General features: G+C 73.3%; 1 protein-coding gene. It reads left to right on the forward strand.

Annotation, left to right across the window (positions count from 1 at the left end):
* Window positions 1-82: 82 nt before the first annotated feature.
* Window positions 83-24076, forward strand: coding sequence for a non-ribosomal peptide synthase/polyketide synthase (locus tag ACSMTC_RS36755; protein ID WP_436564079.1), 23994 nt, complete (start codon window positions 83-85; stop codon window positions 24074-24076).
* The last annotated feature ends 2 nt before the right edge of the window (window positions 24077-24078 follow it).

The following is a 24078-nucleotide window of genomic DNA, read 5'->3' on the forward strand; positions in this document are numbered from 1 at the left end:
GACCGCGTGACCGCACCGCGGTCGGCACACCGCCGCGTGGCCTGCGACCACGCCTGCCCCCCACACTCCTGGAGGAACCCCCATGTCCCGTCGCGACGGCGACGCTCTTCCCCTGACAGCGGCACAGCGCGAGATCTGGCTCGCCGAGCAGCGTTCCCGGACGCCGATCCCCACGTACCGCCTCGGCGAGTACCTGGAGATCCACGCGCCGGTGGACCCCGAGCTGTTCGAGACCGCGCTGCGCCGGGTGGTCGGCGAGGTCGACGCCCTGCACGTGAGCTTCGTCGACGGCGATCAGGGCCCGCGTCAGGTCGTTCGCGAGGCGTGGGACTGGACACCGGCCTTCCTCGACCTCAGCGAGGAGGACGCACCGCGCGCGGCGGCCCTGGAGTGGATGGCGCGGGACCGGATGCGCCCGCTCGACCTCGCCCGTGACCCCCTGTTCGGCTATGCGCTGATCAGGCTCTCACCGACGCACCACCTCTGGTACCAGAGCTACCACCACCTGGTGATGGACGGCTTCGGCTACTCCCTCGTCCGGCGGCGGTTCGTGCAGGTGTACCGGGCGCTGGCCGAGGGCCGTCCGGTACCGTCGTCCGCGTTCCGTTCGCTGGACGACCTGATCCGGAGCGACGCCGACTACCGCGCCTCGGCGCAGTTCACCGGTGACCGCTCGTACTGGATGGAGCGCTTCGCCGACCGGTTGACGCCGACCCGGCTCACCGGCCGCGCTCCTGACGACCGGGACGCCGCGCCCCGTACGGGCGCGGCGGAGCCGGCGGCGCTCCGTATGGAAGCACTGCGAGCCGCGGCAGCGCGGATGGAAGTCCCCTGGTCCCGCCTGCTGCTGGCCCTGACGGCGCTCTACCAGCACCGTCTCACCGGGGACCAGGAGGTGGTGATCGGCCTTCCCACCACCGGGCGGGAGGGCGAACGCGCGCTGATGTCGACACCCGGCGCGGTGTCGAACGTGGTGCCCCTGCGCCTGTCGGTGCGGCCGGACACGCGGTGGCAGGACCTGGTCGCCCAGGTGTCACGGGAGGCCGACGCCGCCCTCGCGCACCAGCGCTACCGCAGCGAGGACCTGTTCCGGGACCTCGGCCTGCCAGGTGCCGTCGGGGCGGCGTTCCCACTCGTCGTCAACATCGTGGTCTTCGACTCCCCGCCGAGCTTCGGCGGGCAGCCCGCCAGGGCACGTCACCTTCTCCCGGACGCTCCCGGCGGGCTCACGGTCTGGGTGCTGGGCCACCGGGGCGGCGGTGACCTGGAGATCGAACTCCACGGTTCGCCGGAGCACTTCGGCGACGACGAACTCGCCGCGCACCAGCGGCGCCTGCTCGCCCTGCTGGACACCGTCGCGGACTGCGACCCGCGGGAGCCGGTCGGCCGGTTCGGCCTGCTCGCCGCGGAGGAGTGCCGCGAGTTGCTGGCCGTGGGCACCGGTCCGGTGGTGGAGGTCCCGGCGGCGAGTCTGCCGGAGCTGTTCGCGGCGCAGGTGCGGGCGGTCCCGGACGCGGTGGCGGTGGTGTGCGGTGATGTCACACTGACGTACGCGGAGCTGGACGCCCGGGCGAACCGCCTGGCGCATGCCCTGATCGCGCGGGGTGCGGGTCCTGAGCGGCTGGTGGCGGTTGCCCTGCCGAGGTCGGCCGAGCTGGTGGTGGCGATCCTCGCGGTGCTGAAGGCGGGGGCGACGTACCTCCCGGTCGACCCGGAGTACCCGGCCGCACGGATCGCCTACCTGCTCGACGACGCGCGGCCGGCGTCGCTGGTGACCGACTCCCGCACCGCTGACCGGCTGCCCGAGACCGGCTCCGTGGACCGGCTGGTGCTGGACGACCCGGAGACGGCCGCGCTGGTGGCGGGCTGCCCGGCGGTCGATCCGCTGGTGGCCGTCGACCCGGACCACCCGGCGTACGTCATCTACACCTCCGGTTCCACCGGAAGGCCCAAGGGCGTGGTGCCGACCTACGGCAGCCTGCTGAACCTGTTCGCCGACCAGCTGCAGACGCTGTTCCCGGCATCGCGTGGGGAGCGTCTGAGGGTTGCCCTGACCACCTCGGTGTCCTTCGACGCCTCCTGGAACCAGCTGCTCAGCCTGTTCGCGGGCCACGAGCTGCACGTCCTGGACCGCGAGACCTGGGCCGACCCGGAGGCGTTCGTCGAGTACGCCGCGAGCTGCGGCCTGGACTATGTCGAGGCCACCCCGTCCTATCTCCAAGTCCTGGTCGCGCACGGGCTGCTGAGCCATCCCAAGTGGCGTCCGGCGGTGGTCGCGGCGGGCGGGGAAGCGGTACCGGAGCGGCTGTGGGAGCAGCTGCGGGCGGCCGAGGGGGTGTCCTGCCTCAACTTCTACGGGCCGTCGGAGTGCACGGTCAACTCGGTGGTCGCGCCGCTGGAGTCGAGTGCGCGTCCGGTGATCGGCCGGCCGGTCACCAACACCCGGGTGTACGTGCTGGACGGCGCGCTTCGCCCGCTGCCGGCCGGTGTGCCGGGTGAGCTGTACATCGCGGGCGCGGGGCTGGCACGCGGCTATCTGAACCGGCCGGGCCTGAGTGCCGGGCGGTTCACGGCGGACCCGTTCGGGCCCGCAGGGTCGCGGATGTACCGCACCGGCGACCTGGTGCGGTGGGACTCGGAGGGGAACCTGGAGTTCCTCGGACGGACGGACGACCAGGTCAAGGTCAGGGGCTTCAGGATCGAGCCCGGCGAGATCCAGGCCGTGCTACTCGAACACCCGGAGGTCGCCCAGGCCGCCGTCGTGGTGCGCACCGAGGACGACGCCCGGCTGGTCGCCTACGTCGTGCCGGTGCCCGGCGCCACGGCGGCGGGCAGCGCGCTGCGCGGCCATCTGCGGGAGCGGCTGCCCGAGCACATGGTGCCGGCCGCGTACGTGACGCTGGACGAACTGCCGCTGACCCCGAACCGCAAGCTCGACCGACGGGCCCTCCCGGCGCCCGAGCGGCAACCGGCGGCTTCGGGCCGCGCCCCGCGCACCGCGGCCGAGCAGCTGCTCGCCGGGCTGTTCGCCGAGGTGCTCGGGGTGTCCCAGGCCGGGCTGGACGACAGTTTCTTCGAGCTCGGCGGGCACTCGCTGCTGGCCACCCGACTGGTCGCCAGGGTGCGTTCGGTCCTGGGCGTGGAGCTGTCCCTGCGCGACCTGTTCGACGCGCCGACCGTGGCGGGCCTGGCGGCGGCGGTGGACGGCGCGGGGCGGGCGCGGCCCGCGCTGGTACGGCGCGAGCGGCCCGAGGCGGCGCTGTCCTTCGCACAGCGCCGCCTGTGGTTCCTGCACCGCATGGAGGGACCGAGCGCCACGTACAACGTGCCGATGGTGCTGCGGCTGTCGGGGGCCCTCGACCGGCCGGCGCTGGAGGCCGCCCTGGCGGACGTGGTCGAGCGGCACGAGAGCCTGCGCACCGTGTTCCCGGTGGTCGGCGGCGTTCCGTGCCAGCGGGTGCTGGACGCGCGGGCGGCGCGGCCCGAGCTGAGGGTGACCGAGGTCGCCCGGGACGAGCTGCCGGACCGGTTGGCCGAGGCGGCCCGGCACGGCTTCGAGCTCGCGGTGGAACCGCCGCTGCGCGCCGAGCTGTTCGCCCTGGGAGCGGAAGAGCACGCCCTGCTGCTGGTGGTGCACCACATCGCGGGAGACGGCTGGTCGACGGGCCCGCTCTCGCGCGACCTGACCACCGCCTACGCGGCCAGGTGCGCCGGGGCGGAGCCGCGGTGGGCGCCGCTGCCGGTCCAGTACGCCGACTACACCCTCTGGCAGCAGGAGCTGCTCGGGGAGGCATCGGACCCGGACAGCCTGCTGAGTAGCCAAATCGCCTACTGGTCACAGCAGTTGGCCGACCTGCCAGGGCAGGTCGAGCTGCCGTTCGACCGGCCCCGGCCGGCGGCGATGTCGTTCCGGGGCGCGCTGGTGCCGGTGCGCATCGACGCCGAACTGCACCAGGGCCTGCGGGCGCTGGCCCGCAGCGGCGGCGCCAGCCTGTTCATGGTGCTCCAGGCCGGACTGGCCGCCCTGCTGGGCAAGCTCGGCGCCGGCAGCGACGTCCCGATCGGCACCCCGATCGCCGGACGCACCGACGAAGCCGTGGACGACCTGGTCGGCTTCTTCGTCAACACCCTGGTGCTGCGCACCGATCTCTCGGGCGACCCGTCGTTCACCGAGCTGCTGGGCCGGGTGCGCGCCGACGCGCTGGCCGCGTACGCCCATCAGGACCTGCCGTTCGAGCGCCTGGTGGAGGCGCTGAACCCGGCCCGGTCGACGGCGCACCACCCGCTGTTCCAGACCATGCTCGCGCTGCAGAACGCGCCGGTGGGCGAGTTCGACCTCGCGGGGCTGCGGGTGGCCACCGATCTGGTCCACACCGGGACGGCCAAGTGCGACCTGACCTTCATCCTGGCCGAACAGCCCGGCGGGGACGGGCTGTCGGGCATCGTGGAGTACAGCACCGACCTGTTCGACGCGGCCACCGTGACGGGGATCGTCGAGCGGTGGCTGCGGCTGCTGCGGGCCGTGGCCGCCGACCCGGGCCGGCGGATCGGCGGGGTGGACGTGCTCTCGGCCGACGAGCTCAGGGCGCTGCTGCCGGCCGACCCAGGCCAGAGCGAAGCGATCCCCGGGAGCGGCCTCACCGCGCTCTTCGAGCGGCAGGTGCGGGTGGACCCGGCCGCGCCCGCCGTGGTGAGCGGTGATGTCACGCTGACCTACGGCGAGTTGAACGCCCGGGCCAACCGGCTGGCGCATGCCCTGATCGCCCGGGGGGTGGGGCCGGAGCAGCTGGTGGCGCTGGCACTGCCGCGCTCGGCCGAGCTGGTGGTGGCCGTCCTCGCGGTGCTCAAGGCGGGCGCCGCCTACGTGCCGGTGGACCCGCGGTACCCCGCGGCCCGGATCACGTACCTCCTCCAGGACTCCCGGCCCGCACTACTGCTGACGACGAGTCAGGTCGGTGAGCTGCCGGGCGCGGACTCGGTGGAGCGGCTGCTGCTGGACGACCCGTCGACCACCGCACTGGTGGCCGCCCGCCCGGACGGCGACCCGGGCGTCGCCGTCGATCCGAGGCACCCGGCGTACGTCATCTACACCTCCGGTTCCACCGGAAGGCCCAAGGGCGTCGTGGTGCCGCACCGGAACGTGGTGCGGCTGTTCACCACGGTCCGGGAGCTGTTCGCCTTCTCCGCGGACGACGTGTGGACGCTGTTCCACTCCTACGCCTTCGACTTCTCGGTGTGGGAGCTGTGGGGCCCGCTCCTGTACGGCGGACGCCTGGTCGTCGTGGACTACGAGACCAGCCGCTCGCCCGGCCGCTTCCTGGACCTCCTCGTCCGCGAGCGGGTGACGGTGCTCAACCAGACGCCGTCCGCCTTCTACCAGCTGATGCAGGCGGACGAGGAGGCGCCGCGGACCGGCCGTTCGCTCGCCCTGCGCACCGTGGTGTTCGGCGGCGAGGCGCTGGAGCCGGCCCGGCTGGCGAGCTGGTACGAGCGGCACCCGGACGACGCTCCGCTGCTGGTCAACATGTACGGCATCACCGAGACCACGGTGCACGTGACCTATGCCGCGCTCGACCGCTCCGTCGCCGCCGGAGCGGCCGGACCGGTCGGTACGGCCATCCCCGACCTGCGCGCGTACGTCCTGGACGCGCACCTGCGGCCGGTGGCCCCGGGCGTCGCCGGTGAGCTCTACGTGGCCGGCCCGGGCCTGGCGCGCGGCTACCTGAACCGGCCGGGGCTGACTGCCGGGCGGTTCGTGGCGGACCCGTTCGGGCCGGCCGGCTCGCGCATGTACCGAAGCGGCGACGTGGTGCGCCAGGGTGCCGATGGCAGCCTGCGGTACGTCGGCCGGGCCGACCAGCAGGTGAAGGTGCGCGGCTTCAGGATCGAGCTCGGCGAGATCGAGGCCTCGCTCGCCGCGCACCCGGGCGTCGCGCAGGTCGCCGTCCTGGCGCGGCGGGACCGGGCCGACGACACCCGGCTGGTCGCCTACCTGGTGCCGGCGGCGGGCGCCGCGCCGCACTCGGCCGAGCTGCGGGAGTACCTGGCCGAGCGGCTGCCCGAGTACATGGTGCCGTCGGCGTTCGTGGCGCTGGAGGCACTGCCGCTGACCGCCAACGGCAAGCTCGACCACCGGGCGCTGCCCGCACCCGAGTCGGCCTCGACGGTGAGGGGCCGCGCGCCGCGCACGCCCCAGGAGCAGATCCTGTGCGAGCTGTTCGCCGAGGTCCTGGAGGTGGCCGGGGTCGGCGTCGAGGACGGCTTCTTCGATCTGGGCGGGCACTCGCTGCTGGCGACCAGGCTGGCCGCGCGCGTCCGCGCGACCCTCGGGGTGGAGCTGGAGCTGCGCACCCTGTTCGAGACCCCGACCCCGGCCGGCCTGGCCGCCGCCCTGACGGGCGCACGCCAGGCGCAGCTGCCGCTGGTGCCGTACCGGCGCCCGGAGCGGGTCCCGCTGTCCTTCGCACAGCGGCGGCTGTGGTTCCTGCACCAGCTGGAGGGAGCCGGCGCGACCTACAACATCCCGCTGGCGTGGCGGCTGTCCGGACCGCTGGACCGGCATGCGCTGCACGCCGCCCTGACGGACGTGGTGGCCCGGCACGAGAGCCTGCGGACGGTGTTCCCGGTGGTGGACGGCGTGCCGTACCAGCAGGTGCTGGACGTCGCGGCGGCCCGCCCGGCGCTGCCGGTGAGCCGGACCACGGAGGCCGAGCTGTCCGGCGCGCTGACGGCGGCACTGACCCGCCGGTTCGACCTGGCGGTCGAACCACCGCTGCGCGTGGAGCTGTTCGAGCCGGCGGTGGACGAGCACGTGCTGCTGGTGGTGCTCCACCACATCGCCGGTGACGGCTGGTCCCTGGGCCCGCTGGCGCGGGACCTGACCGCCGCGTACACGGCCCGCTGCCGTGGCGAGGAGCCGCGGTGGGAGGAACTGCCGGTCCAGTACGCCGACTACACCCTGTGGCAGCACGAGCTGCTCGGCGAGGCCACCGACCGGGAGGGCCTGCTCGCCCGTCAGGCGGCCTACTGGACCGATCAGTTGGCGGATCTGCCCGAGCTGATCCGGCTGCCCGCCGACCGGCCCAGGCCGGCGGTCGCCTCGTACCGGGGTGGCGTCGCACGGGCCGAGCTGGACCCGGAGCTGCACCGCGGCCTGCGCGAGCTCGCCCGCACCAACGGGACCAGTCTGTTCATGGTGCTCCAGGCCGGGCTGGCGGCGCTGCTGAGCAAGCTCGGCGGGGGCGAGGACATCCCGGTCGGCAGCCCGATCGCCGGTCGGACCGACCAGGCCCTGGACGAGCTGGTCGGGTACTTCGTCAACACCCTGGTGTTCCGTACGGACACCTCGGGTGACCCGACCTTCGCCGAACTGCTCACCCGGGTCCGGGACACGGCACTGGCCGGTTACGCCAACCAGGACCTGCCGTTCGAGTACCTGGTCGAAGCCCTCAACCCGGTACGGTCGTTGTCGCACCACCCGCTGTTCCAGGTGATGCTGGTGCTGCAGAACGCGCCCCGGGCCGAGTTCACCCCGCCCGGCCTGCGCGTCCTGGACATGCCGCTGATGACGGCCACCTCCAAGCTCGACCTGGTCTTCACGATGTCCGAGCGGCACGGGGAGGACGGCGCCCCGGACGGGATCGACGGATTCGTCGAGTACGCCACCGACCTGTACGACCCGGCCACCGTGGAGACGATGGTCGCGCGGTGGGTGCGGCTGCTCCGTGCGGTGGTCACCGATCCGCGAGCGCGCCTCAGCCGGTTCGGCCTGCTCGCCGCGGAGGAGTGCCGCGAGTTGCTGGCCGTGGGCACCGGTCCGGTGGTCGAGGTCCCGGCGGCGAGTCTGCCGGAGCTGTTCGCGGCGCAGGTGCGGGCGGTCCCGGATTCGGTGGCGGTGGTGTGCGGTGATGTCACGCTGACGTACGCGGAGCTGGACGCCCGGGCGAACCGCCTGGCGCAGGCCCTGATCGCGCGGGGTGCGGGTCCTGAGCGGCTGGTGGCGGTTGCCCTCCCGAGGTCGGCCGAGCTGGTGGTGGCGATCCTCGCGGTGCTGAAGGCGGGTGCGGCGTACGTTCCGATGGATCCGGAGTACCCGGCCGCACGGATCGCGTACATGCTCGACGACGTCCGGCCGACTCTGTCGCTGACGGATGCGCGGACCCGGGAGCGGCTGGCCGAGGCCGGTCCGGTCGACTGGCTGGTGCTGGACGACCCGGAGACGGCCGCGTTGGTGGCGGGCCGTCCGGCGGCGGACCCTGCGGTGGTCGTCGACCCTGGCCACCCGGCCTATGTGATCTACACCTCGGGATCCACGGGGCGGCCCAAGGGCGTGGTGGCGACGCACGGCAGCCTGCTGAACCTGTTCGCCCACCAGAGCCCGGTGCTGTTCCCGGCATCGCGTGGGGAGCGTCCGAGGGTTGCCCTGACCACCTCGGTGTCCTTCGACGCCTCCTGGGACCAGCTGCTCAGCCTGTTCGCGGGCCATGAGCTGCACGTCCTGGACCGCGAGACCTGGGCGGATCCGAACGCCTTCGTCGAGTACGCCGCGAGCTGCGGCCTGGACTATGTCGAGGCCACCCCGTCCTATCTCCAAGTCCTGGTCACGCACGGGCTGTTGAGCGATCCCGAACGGCGTCCGGCGGTGGTCGCGGCGGGTGGAGAAGCGGTACCGGAGCGGTTGTGGGAGCAGCTGCGGGCGGTCGAGGGGGTGTCCTGCCTCAACTTCTACGGGCCGTCGGAGTGCACGGTCAACTCGGTGGTCGCGCCGCTGGAGTCGAGTGCGCGTCCGGTGATCGGCCGGCCGGTCGGCAACGTCCGGGTGTATGTGCTGGACGGGGCGCTCCGGTTGGTGCCGGCCGGTGTGCCGGGTGAGCTGTACATCGCGGGCGCGGGGCTGGCACGCGGCTATCTGAACCGGCCGGGCCTGAGTGCCGGGCGGTTCGTGCCGTGCCCGTTCGGGCCGGCCGGGTCGCGGATGTACCGCACCGGCGACCTGGTGCGGTGGGACTCGGAGGGGAACCTGGAGTTCCTCGGACGGACGGACGACCAGGTCAAGGTCAGGGGCTTCAGGATCGAGCCCGGCGAGATCCAGGCGGCGCTCCTCGAACACCCCGGGGTCGCCCAGGCCGCCGTCGTGGTGCGCACCGAGGACGACGCCCGGCTGGTCGCCTACGTCGTGCCCGTCACCGGGGAGCCCGTCCAGCCGGAAGCACTGCGGACCCACCTGCGCGAGCGGCTGCCGGCCCACATGGTGCCGGCCGCGTACGTGGCCATGGAGAAGCTGCCGCTGACCGTCAACGGGAAGCTGGACCGGCGCGCCCTGCCCGAACCCGAGTACACCGTGTCGCGAGCCGGTCGACTGCCGCGCACACCGCAGGAGCACGTCCTCACCGAGCTGTTCGCCCAGGTGCTGGGCGTGGCCCGGGTCGGGGCGGACGACGACTTCTTCGAGCTCGGCGGTCACTCGCTGCTGGCCACCCGGCTGGTCGCCCGGGTGCGCGCGACGCTGGGCGTGGAGCTGGAGCTGCGCACCCTGTTCGAGACGCCGACCCCGGCCGGGCTGGCCGCCGGGCTGGGCGAGGCCGGCCGGGCCCGGCTCGCGCTGGGCCGCACCGAGCGGCCCGGCCGGGTGCCGCTCTCCTCCGCCCAGCGGCGGCTGTGGTTCCTGCACCAGCTGGAGGGCGCCGGCTCGATCTACCACATGCCGCTGGCCTGGCGGCTGTCGGGCGGTCTCGACCGGGAAGCGCTGCACGCGGCGCTGGGCGACGTCGTCGCCCGGCACGAGAGCCTGCGTACCGTCTTCCCCCAGGCCGACGGCGTGCCGTACCAGCAGGTACTGGACGTCGAGGCGGCCCGGCCGCGGCTGCCACTCACCGAGACCGGCGAGAGTGGCCTGCCGGAGCTGCTGACGAAGGCCGTGGGGCGCGGATTCGACCTGGCCGCCGAACCGCCGGTGCGCGCCGAGCTGTTCGTGGTCTCGCCGGACGAGCACGTGCTGCTGGTGGTGCTCCACCACATCGCCGGTGACGGCTGGTCGCTGGGCCCGCTCTCGGCCGACCTGGCCACCGCGTACGCGGCCCGCCGCCGCGGCGAGGAGCCGCAGTGGGCGCCGCTGCCGGTGCAGTACGCCGACTACACCCTCTGGCAGCAGGAGCTGCTCGGCGACCGTACCGACCCGGAGAGCCGCTTCGCCCGCCAGGAGGACTACTGGACGCGGCAGTTGGCCGAGCTGCCCGAGCAGCTCCGGCTGCCCGCCGACCGGCCCCGTCCGGCGACCACCTCCTACCGCGGCGGCCATCTGGCCGTCGAGCTGGACGCCCACCTGCACGACGGGCTGGTGCGCCTGGGACGCGAGCGCGGCGCCAGTGTGTTCATGGTGCTGCAGGCCGGACTGGCCGCCCTGCTGGACAAGCTGGGCGCCGGAGCGGACATCCCGGTCGGCAGCCTGATCGCGGGCCGGACCGACCAGGCCCTGGACGAGCTCATCGGGTTCTTCGTCAACACGCTGGTGCTGCGCACCGACACCTCGGGTGACCCGACCTTCGCCGAGCTGCTGGCCAGGGTCCGGGAGCACGCGCTGGCCGCGTACGCGCATCAGGACCTGCCCTTCGAGTACCTGGTCGAGACCCTCAACCCGGCCCGGTCGCTCGCCCGCCAGCCGCTGTTCCAGGTGCTGCTCGCGTGGCAGAACGTGCCCCGCTCCGACTTCGAACTGCCCGGCCTGCACGCCGAGATCGTGCCGCTGCGGACGCCGACGGCGATGTTCGACCTCTCCTTCCACCTGCGGGAGAGCGGCGGCACCGGCGGGGTGCCCGAGGGCATCGACGGGTACGTCGAGTACGCCACCGACCTGTTCGACCGGGCCACCGTGGAGGCGCTGGTCGCCCGCTGGGTGCGGCTGCTGGCGGCGGCGGTCGCCGAACCGGACCGGCCGCTGAGCCGGATCGACGTCCTCACCGCCGAGGAGCGGCGCGAGCTGCTGGTCGAGCGCAACGACACCGCGTGCCCGGCTCCGGCCACCAGCCTGCCGGCCCTGTTCGAGGCCCAGGTCCGGGCGACCCCGAACGCCCCGGCGGTGGTCCTCGGGGACACCGTACTGACGTACCGCGAGCTGAACCTCCGGGCCAACCGCCTGGCCCACGCGCTGATCGCGCGCGGGGTGGGGGCGGAGCAGATCGTCGCTCTGCGGCTGCCGCGCTCCGCCGAGCTGGTGGTCGCCGTCCTCGCGGTGCTCAAGACCGGTGCGGCGTACCTGCCCATCGACCCGGACTACCCGGCCACCCGCATCGAGTACATGCTCGCCGACGCGTGTCCGGCCGTGGTGCTCGCCGACCTCGAAGCCGTCACGCCGGCCGAGGAGCGCAGGGAGACCGATCCCGGCGTCGCCGTGGACGCGCGGCACCCCGCGTACGTCATCTACACCTCGGGCTCCACCGGCCGCCCCAAGGCCGTGGTGATGCCCGCCGGTGGGCTGGTGAACCTGCTGCAGTGGCACCATCGATATGTCGGCGGCGAAGCAGGCGCGAGGACCGCCCAGTTCACCGCGGTCAGCTTCGACGTGTCGGTGCAGGAGATGCTGTCCGCGCTGCTGTTCGGCAAGACGCTGGTGGTACCGGCCGAGGAGGAGCGGCGCAGCGCCGAGCTGCTGGCCCGCTGGCTGGACCGCCACCGGGTGGAGGAGCTGTTCGCGCCCAACCTGGTGATCGAGGCGCTGGCGGAGGCCGCCGAGGAGGCCGGGCTGGAGCTGCCGAGCCTGCGGCTGGTCGCGCAGGCCGGCGAGGCGATGCGCCTGGGCGGTGCCGTGCGCCGCTTCCAGGCCCGTCGGCCGGGCCGGGTGCTGCACAACCACTACGGCCCCGCCGAGACCCATGTGATCACCGCCTACCCGCTGCCCGCGGACCCCGCCGACTGCCCGCTCCCGGTGCCGATCGGCCGTCCGATCGCCAACTGCCAGGTGTACGTGCTGGATTCGGCCCTGCGACCGGTGGCATCCGGAGTGACGGGTGAGCTGTACCTGGCCGGGGCGGGTCTGGCCCGAGGCTATCTGAACCGGCCCGGGCTCACGGCAGCGCGGTTCGTCGCCAACCCGTACGGCCCGGCGGGCTCGCGCCTGTACCGGACCGGCGACCTGGTCCGCTGGCGGGCCGACGGCGAGCTGGAGTTCGCGGGCCGGGTGGACCACCAGGTGAAGGTGCGCGGCTTCCGGATCGAGCCGGGCGAGATCGAGGCGGAGCTGGCCGCACACCCGGACGTCGCCCAGGTCGCGGTGCTCGCGCGTGAGGACCGGCCGGGCGCCACCCGGATCGTCGCGTACGTGGTGCCCTCGGCCCAGGGCCCGGTCACCGCGGCGGCGCTGGCGGCGTATCTGCGCGACCGCCTGCCCGACTACCTGGTGCCGTCCGCGTTCGTCCTGCTGGACGGGTTGCCGCTGACGCCGAACGGGAAGCTGGACCGTGCGGCGCTGCCCGCGCCGGATTCGGTCGGCACGGGGACGGGACGGGCGCCGCGCACTCCGCAGGAGCAGATCCTGTGCGAGCTGTTCGCCGAGGTGCTGGGCCTGCCGCAGGTCGGCGCGGACGACGACTTCTTCGACCTCGGCGGCCATTCGCTGCTGGCGACCCGGCTGGTGTCGCGGGTCCGGGCGACCCTGGGTGTGGAACTGGAGCTGCGCAGCCTGTTCCGGACGCCGACGCCGGTCGGCCTCGCGGCCGGGCTGCACGACGCCGGCACCGCGCGCACGGCCCTGGCCCCCAGGCCCCGCCGTGAGCCGATGCCGCTGTCGTTCGCGCAGCGCCGGCTGTGGTTCCTGCAGCAGTTCGGAGCACCGAGCGCCACCTACCACATGCCGCTGGCGCTGCGGCTGTCCGGCGACCTCGACGAGGCCGCGCTGAGCGCGGCACTGGCGGACGTGGTGGCCCGGCACGAGACGCTCCGCACGGTGTTCCCGCACACCGGCGGCGTTCCGCGCCAGCGGGTGCTGGACGCCGCGGAGGCAGCCGTCACCCTGACGGTCCGCGCGGCCGGTGAGGCCGAGGTGCCGGCGCTGCTGCGCGAGTCGGCGGTGCGCGGATTCGACCTGACGTCGGAAGTGCCGCTGCGGGCGGAGCTGTTCGTACTCGCGCCGGACGAGCACGTGCTGCTGCTGGTCATGCACCACATCGCCGGCGACGGCTGGTCCATGAGGCCGCTGGCCCGCGACCTCGCCACCGCGTACGCCACCCGGCGGGGCGGCGGGGTGCCCGACTGGCTGCCGCTGCCGGTGACGTACGGGGACTACACGCTGTGGCAGCACGAGATCCTCGGCGACGAGCAGGACGCGGACAGCGCGTTCGCCCGCCAGGTCGCCTACTGGAGCGAGGCGCTCGCCGGGCTGCCCGAGCAGCTGCAACTGCCGGTCGACCGGCCCCGTCCGGCGGCCGTGTCGTACGGCGGCGACCTGCTGGACGTCCGGATCGACGCGGAACTGCACGCGGCGCTGGTGGAGTTGGCCCGTCGGTCGGGTGCGAGTCTGTTCATGGTGCTGCAGGCGGCGTTGGCGGCGTTGTACACGCGGTTGGGTGCCGGGACGGATGTTCCGATCGGGAGTCCGATCGCGGGGCGTACGGATGAGGCGCTGGATGATCTGGTCGGGTTCTTCGTGAACACGCTGGTGCTGCGGACCGATACCAGTGGTGATCCGAGTTTCGTGGAGTTGCTGGGGCGGGTGCGGGAGACCGCGCTGTCGGCGTTCGCGCACCAGGACGTGCCGTTCGAGCACCTGGTGGAGGTGCTGAACCCGTCCCGGTCGCTGTCGTACCACCCGCTGTTCCAGACCATGCTGGCCGTGCAGAACGCGCCGGGCGGCGACTTCGACCTGCCCGGCCTCACGGTCGCCGGGATCGCCGTGCCCACCGGGACCTCGCGGCTCGATCTGACCTTCAGCCTCGCGGAGCAGCGCGGGCCCGACGGTGCGCCGACCGGTCTGAGCGGCGTGGTCGAGTACAGCACCGACCTGTTCGACCGCGGGACGGTCGAGGCCCTGTTCGCCCGGTGGCGCAGGCTGCTGGCCGCGGTCGCCGCCGACCCGGACCGGCCGATCGGCGCGATCGACGTGCTGGACGAGGAGGAGCGCCGCGCCCTGGTGGCCGGCCCTGACGCCACCGCGGTGTCCGTCGGTGTGCGGACGCTGCCGGTGGCCTTCGCGGCCCGGGTGGTGGCGGCTCCGGAGGCGGTCGCGCTGGTGGCCGGGGATGTTCAGCTGACGTACCGTCAACTCGATGCGTGGGCGAATCGTCTGGCGCATGCGTTGATCGCTCGGGGTGTCGGTCCTGAGCGGGTGGTGGCGGTGGCGTTGCCGCGGTCGGTGGAGTCGGTGGTGGCGGTTCTGGGGGTGTTGAAGGCGGGGGCGGCGTATCTTCCGGTGGATCCGGGGTATCCGGCGTCGCGGATCGCGTTCATGCTGGAGGATGCCCGTCCGGCGGTGGTGATCGATGATCCGGCCGTGGTGGCCGGGGTGGCCGAGTGGCCGGAGACCGATCCGGTGGTCGCGCTCGATGTGCGTCATCCGGCGTATGTGATCTACACCTCCGGTTCGACCGGCCGGCCCAAGGGCGTGGTGGTGACCCACGCCGGCGTGCCGAGCCTGGTGGCCTCGCAGATCGAGCGGCTCGGCCTGGAGCCCGGCAGCCGGGTGCTCCAGTTCGCCTCGCCGAGCTTCGACGCGTCGTTCTGGGACCTGTGCGGCGCCCTGCTGACCGGTGCCGCCCTGGTGCTGGCCCCGGCCGAGGCGCCACTGGAGGCGCTGACGGACCGTCGGCTCGGCGTCACCCATGTGACCCTGCCTCCCTCGGCCCTCGCCGCGGTGGGCGACGCCGAACTCACTGCCACCACACTGGTGGTGGCGGGTGAGGCGTGTGCGCCGGAGTTGGTGGCGCGGTGGGCGCCGGGGCGGCGGATGATCAATGCGTACGGTCCGACGGAGACGACGGTGTGCGCGACGATGAGTGCTCCGCTGTCGCCGGGTTCGGGTGTGCCGCCGATCGGGCGTCCGATCGCCAATGCGCGGGTGTATGTGCTGGATGATCGGCTTCGGCCGGTTCCGCCGGGTGTGGCGGGGGAGTTGTACGTCGCGGGTGCGGGTCTGGCGCGGGGGTACCTGGGTCGGCCGGGGTTGACGGCCGGGCGGTTCGTGGCGTGCCCGTTCGGTGCGGCAGGGGAGCAGATGTATCGCACGGGTGATGTGGTGCGGTGGCGGGCCGGTGGTGAGCTGGAGTTCGTCGGCCGGGCGGACGACCAGGTGAAGGTGCGTGGTTTCCGGGTCGAACTCGGTGAGGTCGAGGCCGCGTTGGCCGAGCATCCCGCCGTCGCCCAGGCCGCCGTCCTCGCGCAGGACGACCGGCTCATCGGCTACATCGTGCCCCGCCAGGAGGCGACCGTCCGGCCGGCCGAGCTGCGCGGCCACCTGGTCGACCGCCTGCCCGACTACCTGGTGCCGTCCGTGTTCGTGGTGCTGGACGCGTTGCCGCTGACGCCGAACGGGAAGCTGGACCGTGCGGCGCTGCCCGCGCCGGATTCGGTCGGCACGGGGACGGGACGGGCGCCGCGCACTCCGCAGGAGCAGATCCTGTGCGAGCTGTTCGCCGAGGTGCTGGGCCTGCCGCAGGCCGGTGTGGACGACGACTTCTTCGACCTGGGCGGGCACTCGCTGCTCGCCACCAGGCTGGTCGCGCGGGTGCGCTCGGTGCTCGGTGTCGAGGTGGAGTTGCGCGCGCTCTTCCAGGCGCCGACCGTGGCAGGACTGGCGGCGACGCTGTCCGAGGCCGGCCGGGCCCGGCCGGCGCTGACCACGCGCGAGCGGCCGGAGGCGGTACCACTGTCGTTCGCCCAGCGCCGGCTGTGGTTCCTGCACCGGATGGACGGCGCCGCCGCGACGTACCACATCCCGCTGGGGCTCCGGCTGACCGGGACCCTCGACGGTCGGGCGCTGGAGGGGGCGCTGGCCGATGTGGTGGCCCGGCACGAGAGCCTGCGGACGGTGTTCCCCGAGATCGACGGCGTTCCGTGCCAGCGCGTTCTCGACCCGGACCGGGCGCGGCTCCGGGTGCGGCTGACCGAGGTACGGGAGGCCGAACTGCCGGAGCGGCTCGCCGAGGCGGCACGGCAGCCCTTCGACCTGGCGACGGAGGCGCCGCTGCGGGCGGAGCTGTTCGTACTCGCGCCGGACGAGCACGTGCTGCTGCTGGTCATGCACCACATCGCCGGCGACGGCTGGTCCACCGGCCCGCTCTCCCGCGACCTGGCCGAGGCCTACGTGGCCCGCTGCCGGGGTGAGGATCCGCAGTCACCGGCCCTGCCGGTGCAGTACGCCGACTACACTCTGTGGCAGCGCGACCTGCTCGGTGAAGCCACCGACCCGAACAGTCGGTTCGCCGAACAACTCGACTACTGGACCGGGCAGTTGACCGGACTTCCGGATAGGTTGCAGCTGCCGGCCGACCGCCCCCGCCCGGCCGTCGCCGGTTACCGGGGAGACCACATCGGCCTTGAGCTGACTCCCGAACTGCACGCGGCGCTGGTGGAGTTGGCCCGTCGGTCGGGTGCGAGTCTGTTCATGGTGCTGCAGGCGGCGTTGGCGGCGTTGTACACGCGGTTGGGTGCCGGGACGGATGTTCCGATCGGGAGTCCGATCGCGGGGCGTACGGATGAGGCGCTGGATGATCTGGTCGGGTTCTTCGTGAACACGCTGGTGCTGCGGACCGATACCAGTGGTGATCCGAGTTTCGTGGAGTTGCTGGGGCGGGTGCGGGAGACCGCGCTGTCGGCGTTCGCGCACCAGGACGTGCCGTTCGAGCACTTGGTGGAGGTGCTGAACCCGACCCGGTCGCTGTCGCACCATCCGCTGTTCCAGACGATCCTGGCGCTGCAGAACGCGCCGATGGGCGAGTTCGGGCTGCCCGGCCTGCGGGCCGCCGTCTTCGCCGTGCCCACCGGGACGGCCAAGTTCGACCTGGGCTTCAGCCTGAGCGAGCGGTACGGTCCGGACGGCAGCCCGGCGGGGATCACCGGAGGGGTCGAGTACGCCACCGACCTGTTCGACCGGGAGACGGTGGCCACCCTCGCACGGCGCTGGACCCTCCTGCTGGAGGCCGTCGCCGCCGACCCGGACCGGCCGATCGGCGCGATCGACATCCTCGGTGCCGACGAGCGCTGCCGACTGCTGGAGGAGAACAACGCCACCGCGGTGCCCGTCGGTGTACGGACGCTGCCGGCGGCCTTCGCGGCCCGGGTGGCAGCGGCTCCGGAGGCGGTCGCGCTGGTGGCCGGGGATGTTCAGCTGACGTACCGTCAACTCGATGCGTGGGCGAATCGTCTGGCGCATGCGTTGATCGCTCGGGGTGTCGGTCCTGAGCGGGTGGTGGCGGTGGCGTTGCCGCGGTCGGTGGAGTCGGTGGTGGCGGTTCTGGGGGTGTTGAAGGCGGGGGCGGCGTATCTTCCGGTGGATCCGGGGTATCCGGCGTCGCGGATCGCGTTCATGCTGGAGGATGCCCGTCCGGCGGTGGTGATCGATGATCCGGCCGTGGTGGCCGGGGTGGCCGAGTGGCCGGAGACCGATCCGGTGGTCGCGCTCGATGTGCGTCATCCGGCGTATGTGATCTACACCTCCGGTTCGACCGGCCGGCCCAAGGGCGTGGTGGTCGCCCATTCGGGGATCGCCAGCCTGGTGGCCGCGCAGATCGAGCGGTTCGCGATCGAACCCGGAAGCCGGGTGCTCCAGTTCGCCTCGCCGAGCTTCGACGCCTCGGTGTCGGAGGTGTACACCGCACTGCTGCGCGGCGCGACCCTGGTGCTGCCGCCCGCGGCCGACCCGGTGTCCGCCCTGACCGACCCGGCCCTCGGGATCACCCATGTGACCGTGCCGCCGTCCGTCCTGGCGGCCCTGCCCGAGGACCGGGTGACCGCGTCGACGCTGGTGGTGGCGGGTGAGGCGTGTGCGCCGGAGTTGGTGGCGCGGTGGGCGCCGGGGCGGCGGATGATCAATGCGTACGGTCCGACGGAGACGACGGTGTGCGCGACGATGAGTGCTCCGCTGTCGCCGGGTTCGGGTGTGCCGCCGATCGGACGTCCGATCGCCAATGCGCGGGTGTATGTGCTGGATGATCGGCTTCGGCCGGTTCCGCCGGGTGTGGCGGGGGAGTTGTACGTCGCGGGTGCGGGTCTGGCGCGGGGGTACCTGGGTCGGCCGGGGTTGACGGCCGGGCGGTTCGTGGCGTGCCCGTTCGGTGCGGCAGGGGAGCAGATGTACCGCACCGGTGATGTGGTGCGGTGGCGGGCCGGTGGTGAGCTGGAGTTCGTCGGCCGGGCGGACGACCAGGTGAAGGTGCGTGGTTTCCGGGTCGAACTCGGTGAGGTCGAGGCCGCGTTGGCCGAGCATCCCGCCGTCGCCCAGGCCGCCGTCCTCGCGCAGGACGACCGGCTCATCGGCTACGTCGTGCCCCGCCAGGACACGACCCGGGACAGCGGCCTCGAACTGGGCCACGTGGACGAGTGGCGGAACATCTACGACGCCCTGCCCATCACCCCCGAGGAAACCGCCTTCGGCCAGAACTTCGTTGGCTGGAACAGCAGTTACGACACGAGCCCGATCCCGCTCGAGCAGATGCGGGAGTGGCGGGACGCCACCGTGGCGCGCATCCTGGCCCTGCGCCCCCGCCGGGTGCTGGAGGTCGGCTGCGGCACCGGTCTGCTGCTCTCGCAAATCGCACCGCACTGCGAGACCTACTGGGCGACCGACTTCTCCGCCACCGCGATCGACGCGCTGGCGGCCCAGGTGGCCCGGCAGGAGGACCTGGCCGAGCGGGTCGTGCTGCGGACCCGCCCGGCGCACGACACCGACGGGCTGCCCGCCGGGACGTTCGACACCATCGTGATCAACTCGGTGGTGCAGTACTTCCCCTCCGCCGACTACCTCGCCGAGGTGGTCGACCGGCTGATGCGGCTGCTCGCCCCCGGTGGCGCGCTCTTCGTCGGCGACGTCCGCAACCTGCGGCTGCTGCGCCCCCTGGCCACCGCCGTCCAGCTGCACCGGGCCGACGAGGGCACCGATCTGCCCGCGGTGCGGCGTGCGGTGGAGCAGGCCCTCCTGGTGGAGAAGGAACTCCTGGTCGACCCGGACTTCTTCACCGTCCTGCAGGGCCGCGGTACGGACATCGGCGCCGTGACCGTGGAGGTCAAGCGCGGCCACCACCACAACGAGCTGACCCGCTACCGCTACGACGTCACGCTGCACAGGCGGTCGGCCACCTGGGCGGATCCGGCCGATGCGGCGGAACTGACGTGGGGCCGGGAGGTCACCTGCCTGACCGGACTGCGTGAGCTGCTCGCCGGGAAGGACACCGGCCCGGTGCGGATCACCGGCGTGCCGAACCGGCGCGTCGCGCGCGAGGCCGAACTGGCCCGGGCGGTGCGCGACGGCGACGGCACGCTCGCGGAGCTGATGGACCGGCTGAAGGCCCCGGACAGCGGCGAACTGCCCGACCCGGAGGACTTCCACGCCCTCGGAAGCGAACTCGGCCGCCGCACGGGCGTCACCTGGTCGGCCGCAGCCGACGCACTGGACGTCGTCTTCGCCGACCGGTCGATGCCCTCCGGCTCCCCGATCGAGCCCTACCGGCCGCACCGGGACGCCGGCACCGAGCTGTCCTCGCTCACCAACCGCCCGACCGGCAGCCGCGGCACCAGCGCCCTCATCGGCGAACTCCGTGACCGGCTGCGCGAACGGCTGCCCGACTACCTGGTGCCGTCGTCCTTCGTCGTCCTCGACGCGCTGCCGCTGACCGCCAGCGGGAAGCTCGACCGGCGCGCCCTGCCCGCCCCCGACCTGGGGATGGCCATGGCCGGGCGGGCCCCGCGCACCCCGCAGGAGCAGCTGCTCGCCGAACTCTTCGCCGACGTGCTCGGACTGGCCCAAGTCGGCGTGGAGGACAGCTTCTTCGACCTCGGCGGCCACTCGCTGCTGGCGACCCGCCTGGCCTCCCGGGTCCGGGCGACCTTCGGCGCGGAACTGGAGGTCCGGACGCTGTTCGAGACCCCGACCGTGGCCGGGCTGGCGGCCCGGCTCGACGGCTCCGTCACGGCACGGCCCGCGCTGACCACCCGTCCGCGCCCCGAGCGGATCCCGCTGTCCTTCGCCCAGCAACGCCTGTGGTTCCTGCACCGCATGGACGGACCGAGCGCCACCTACAACATGCCGCTCGCGCTGCGCCTGGACGGCGAACTCGACCGGGCGGCGCTGCATGCCGCGCTCGCCGACGTGATCGCCCGGCACGAGAGCCTGCGGACGGTCCTGCGCGAAGCGGACGGCGTGCCGTACCAGCTCGTGCTGAGCGCCGACGAGGCCCGCCCCGAGCTGCCGGTGGTCGAGCTCGACGACGCACGGCTGCCCGGCCGGCTGGCCGAGGGAGCCCAGCGCGGCTTCGACCTGACCGCCGAGCCGCCGATCCGGGCGGAGCTGTACGCACTCGCCCCGGACCGGCACGTGCTGCTGGTCGTGGTGCACCACATCGCGGCCGACGGCTGGTCGATGGGCCCGCTCTCCGGCGACCTGGCGGCGTCCTACGCGGCCCGCTGCCGGGGTGAGGAACCGCGGTGGTCCCCGCTGCCGGTCCAGTACGCCGACTACACGCTGTGGCAGCGCGACCTGCTCGGTGGCGCCGACGATCAGGGCAGCCTGTTCTCCCGCCAACTCGACTACTGGAAAAAGGAGTTGTCAGGCCTGCCGGACCAGGTTCCGGTGCCCGCCGACCGGCCCCGGCCGGCTGCGGCGACCCAGCGGGGCGGCCGGATCGAGGTCCGGCTGGACGCCGACCTGCACCGGGAGCTGCGGGAGGTGGCCACCGCCCACGGTGCCAGCATGTTCATGGTGCTCCAGGCCGGCCTCGCCGCGCTGCTCACCAGGCTCGGCGCGGGAACCGACATCCCTATCGGCAGCCCGATCGCCGGGCGTACCGACCAGGCACTGGACGACCTCGTCGGTTTCTTCGTCAACACCCTGGTGCTGCGCACCGACACCAGCGGCGACCCCGGTTTCGCCGAACTGCTCGGCCGGGTGCGGCAGAAGGCGCTCGCCGCCTACGCCAACCAGGACGTGCCGTTCGAGTACCTGGTCGAGGTGGTCAACCCCACCCGGTCCCTGGCCCACCACCCGCTGTTCCAGGTCATGCTCGCTCTGCAGAACGCCCCGGTGGGCGAGTTCGCCCTGCCGGGACTGGCAACCGCCTATCTGGAGGCCCCGACCGGCACCGCGCGGGTCGATCTGACCGTCAGCCTGGCCGAGCAGTACGGCGCGGACGGCAGCCCGGCGGGTGTGCTCGGCGCGGTGGAGTACGCGACCGACCTGTTCGACCCGAGCACCGTTCAGCTGCTGTTCGCCCGGTGGGTGAGGCTGCTGCGCGCGGCGGCCGCCGAGCCGGACCGGCCGATCGGCCGCCTCGACATCCTGTCCGCCGAGGAACTCCACCGGCTGCTGGAGGAGTTCAACGACAGCGCCGCCGAGCTGCCCGAGGCCGCCCTGCCGGAGCTGTTCGCCCGGCAGGTGCGGGCCACCCCGGGCGCGGTGGCCGTCGTCGCGGGCGGTACCGAACTGACCTATTCCGAACTCGACCAGTGGGCCAACCGGCTGGCACGGGCACTGATCGGCCAGGGCGTGCGGGCACAGACACCGGTGGCGGTGCTGCTGGAGCGTTCGGCGGAACTGGTCGTGGCGATCCTGGCGATCGTCAAGGCCGGTGGAGCCTATGTCCCGCTCGACCCCAGGTTCCCGTCCTCCCGGACCGACCTGATCGTCCGGGAGACCGGTGCGGCACTGGTGCTCACCGAGGACGTGCTGACCGCGCTGAGCCAGGCCGAGCCTGACGACTCCGATCCTCACATCACCTGCGACGAACGCCAGTTGGCGTACGTGATGTACACCTCCGGCTCGACCGGCCGACCGAAGGGCGTCGGCGTCACCCACCGCGACGTGGCGGCGCTCGCGCTGGCCCCGTGCTGGCGCGAGGGCGGCCACGAGCGGGTGCTGCTGCACTCGCCGACGGCCTTCGACGCCTCGACGTACGAGCTGTGGGTGCCGCTGCTCGGCGGCGGCCGGGTCGTCGTCGCGCCGGGCGGCCGGCTCGACCTCGACCTGCTCCAGGACGCGGTCGCCGAGCAGCGGGTCACCGGACTGTGGCTGACCGCCGGTCTGTTCCGGCTGGTGGCCGAGGAGCGGCCGGGATTGCTCGCCGGGGTCCGCGAGGTGTGGACCGGCGGCGACGTGGTGCCGCCGGCGGCCGTCGCCCGGGTGCTGGCGGCCTGCCCGGGGCTGACGGTGGTCAACGGCTACGGCCCGACCGAGACCACGACCTTCGCCGCTCACCACAGGGTCCTCGCTCTGACCGGGACCACTGCGACCGTGCCGATCGGCCGGCCGATGGCGAACATGCGGGCCTACGTGCTCGACCCGGGTCTGCGGCCGGTCCCGCCGGGCGTCACGGGAGAGCTGTACCTGGCCGGGGCGGGCGTCGCCCGGGGCTACCTGGGCCGGCCGGCGCTGACGGCGGAGCGGTTCACCGCGGACCCGTACGGGCCCGCCGGAACGCGGATGTACCGCACCGGAGACCTCGCCCGATGGCTCCCCGACGGCACCCTGGAGTTCACCGGCCGGGCTGACGACCAGGTCAAGCTGCGCGGCTTCAGGATCGAGCCCGGGGAGGTCGAGGCCGTACTCGCCGCGTGCCCGGGCGTCGCCCAGGCGGCCGTGGTCGCCCGTGAGGACCGGCCCGGCGACCGGCGGCTGGTGGCCTACCTGGTGCCCGCCTTCGAGGACGGGCCCGAACCGGAGGAACTGTCCCGCCGGATCGGCCGCGAACTGCCCGAGTACATGGTGCCCTCCGCGTTCGTCACCCTGGACCGGCTGCCGCTGACCGCCAACGGGAAGCTGGACCGGGCCGCCCTGCCGGCACCCGAATACGAAGCGGAGGGCATCGGCCGCGGCCCCCGCACTCCGCAGGAGCAGCTGCTGTGCGCCCTGTTCGCCGAGGTCCTCGGCCGGGACGAGGTCCGCATCGACGACGGCTTCTTCGACCTCGGCGGGCACTCGCTGCTGGCCGCCCGCCTGGTCTCGCGCGTCCGCGAGACGCTGGGCGTCCGGGTGAGCCTGCGCACCCTGTTCGAGGCACCCACCGTGGCCGGTCTGGCCGGCCGGCTGGCCATGAACGACCCGGAGGACGCCTTCGACGTGGTGCTTCCCCTGCGGTCGACGGGCAGCCGCCCGCCGCTGTTCTGCATCCACCCCGGTGGCGGCATCAGCTGGTCCTACTCCGGGCTGATGAACCACGTCGGCCCGGAGTACCCGGTGTACGCGATCCAGGCACGCGGCCTCGCCCGGCCGGAGGAACTGCCGTCCTCCTACGAGGAGATGGCCGCCGACTACGCCGACCAGATCCGCAAGGTCCAGCAGGAGGGCCCCTACCGGTTGCTCGGCTGGTCCGCCGGCGGGCTGATCGCCCACGCGATCGCCTGCGAGCTCCAGGCCCGCGGGGAGCGGACCGACCTGCTGGCGATCCTCGATGCCTACCCGGTCAAGGACGTGCGGTTCGAGGAAGTGCCCGTGCCCAGTGAGCGGGACGTCCTCGTCGGGATCCTGGACTGCGACCCGGATGAGCTGGGCGAACAGGCTCTGACCTACGCCGAGGTCGCCGAGATCCTCCGCCGCCGCGGCAGCGCCCTGGCCGGCCTGGACGAGGGGCGCATCGAGGCCGTCGTCCAGATCATGATCAACAATGCCAAACTCGCGGTCGACCACGTCCCGAGCCGGTTCGACGGAGACCTGCTGCTGTTCAACTCCACGATCGACCGCGCCGACGACCAGGCCGGCGCCGGGATCTGGCAGCCCTACGTCGCCGGGCGGGTCGAATCCCACGAGGTCACAACTCGCCACGACCGCATGACCCAGCCGGGCTCACTGGCCCAGATCGGACCGGTCCTGGCCGCCCGCCTCGCCGAGATCTCCGGTGTCACCGCCGAGATCACCGGTGCCACCACCATCGCCCACCAGGAGGACTGACC

Source organism: Kitasatospora sp. HPM-01-4 (assembly GCF_051374625.1).
Classification (GTDB): Bacteria; Actinomycetota; Actinomycetes; order Streptomycetales; family Streptomycetaceae; genus Kitasatospora.

Bases quoted from the DNA above. Each gene is read 5' to 3' on its own strand.
- ACSMTC_RS36755 (WP_436564079.1), top strand. From the start codon at position 83: ATGTCCCGTCGCGACGGCGACGCTCTTCCCCTGACAGCGGCACAGCGC.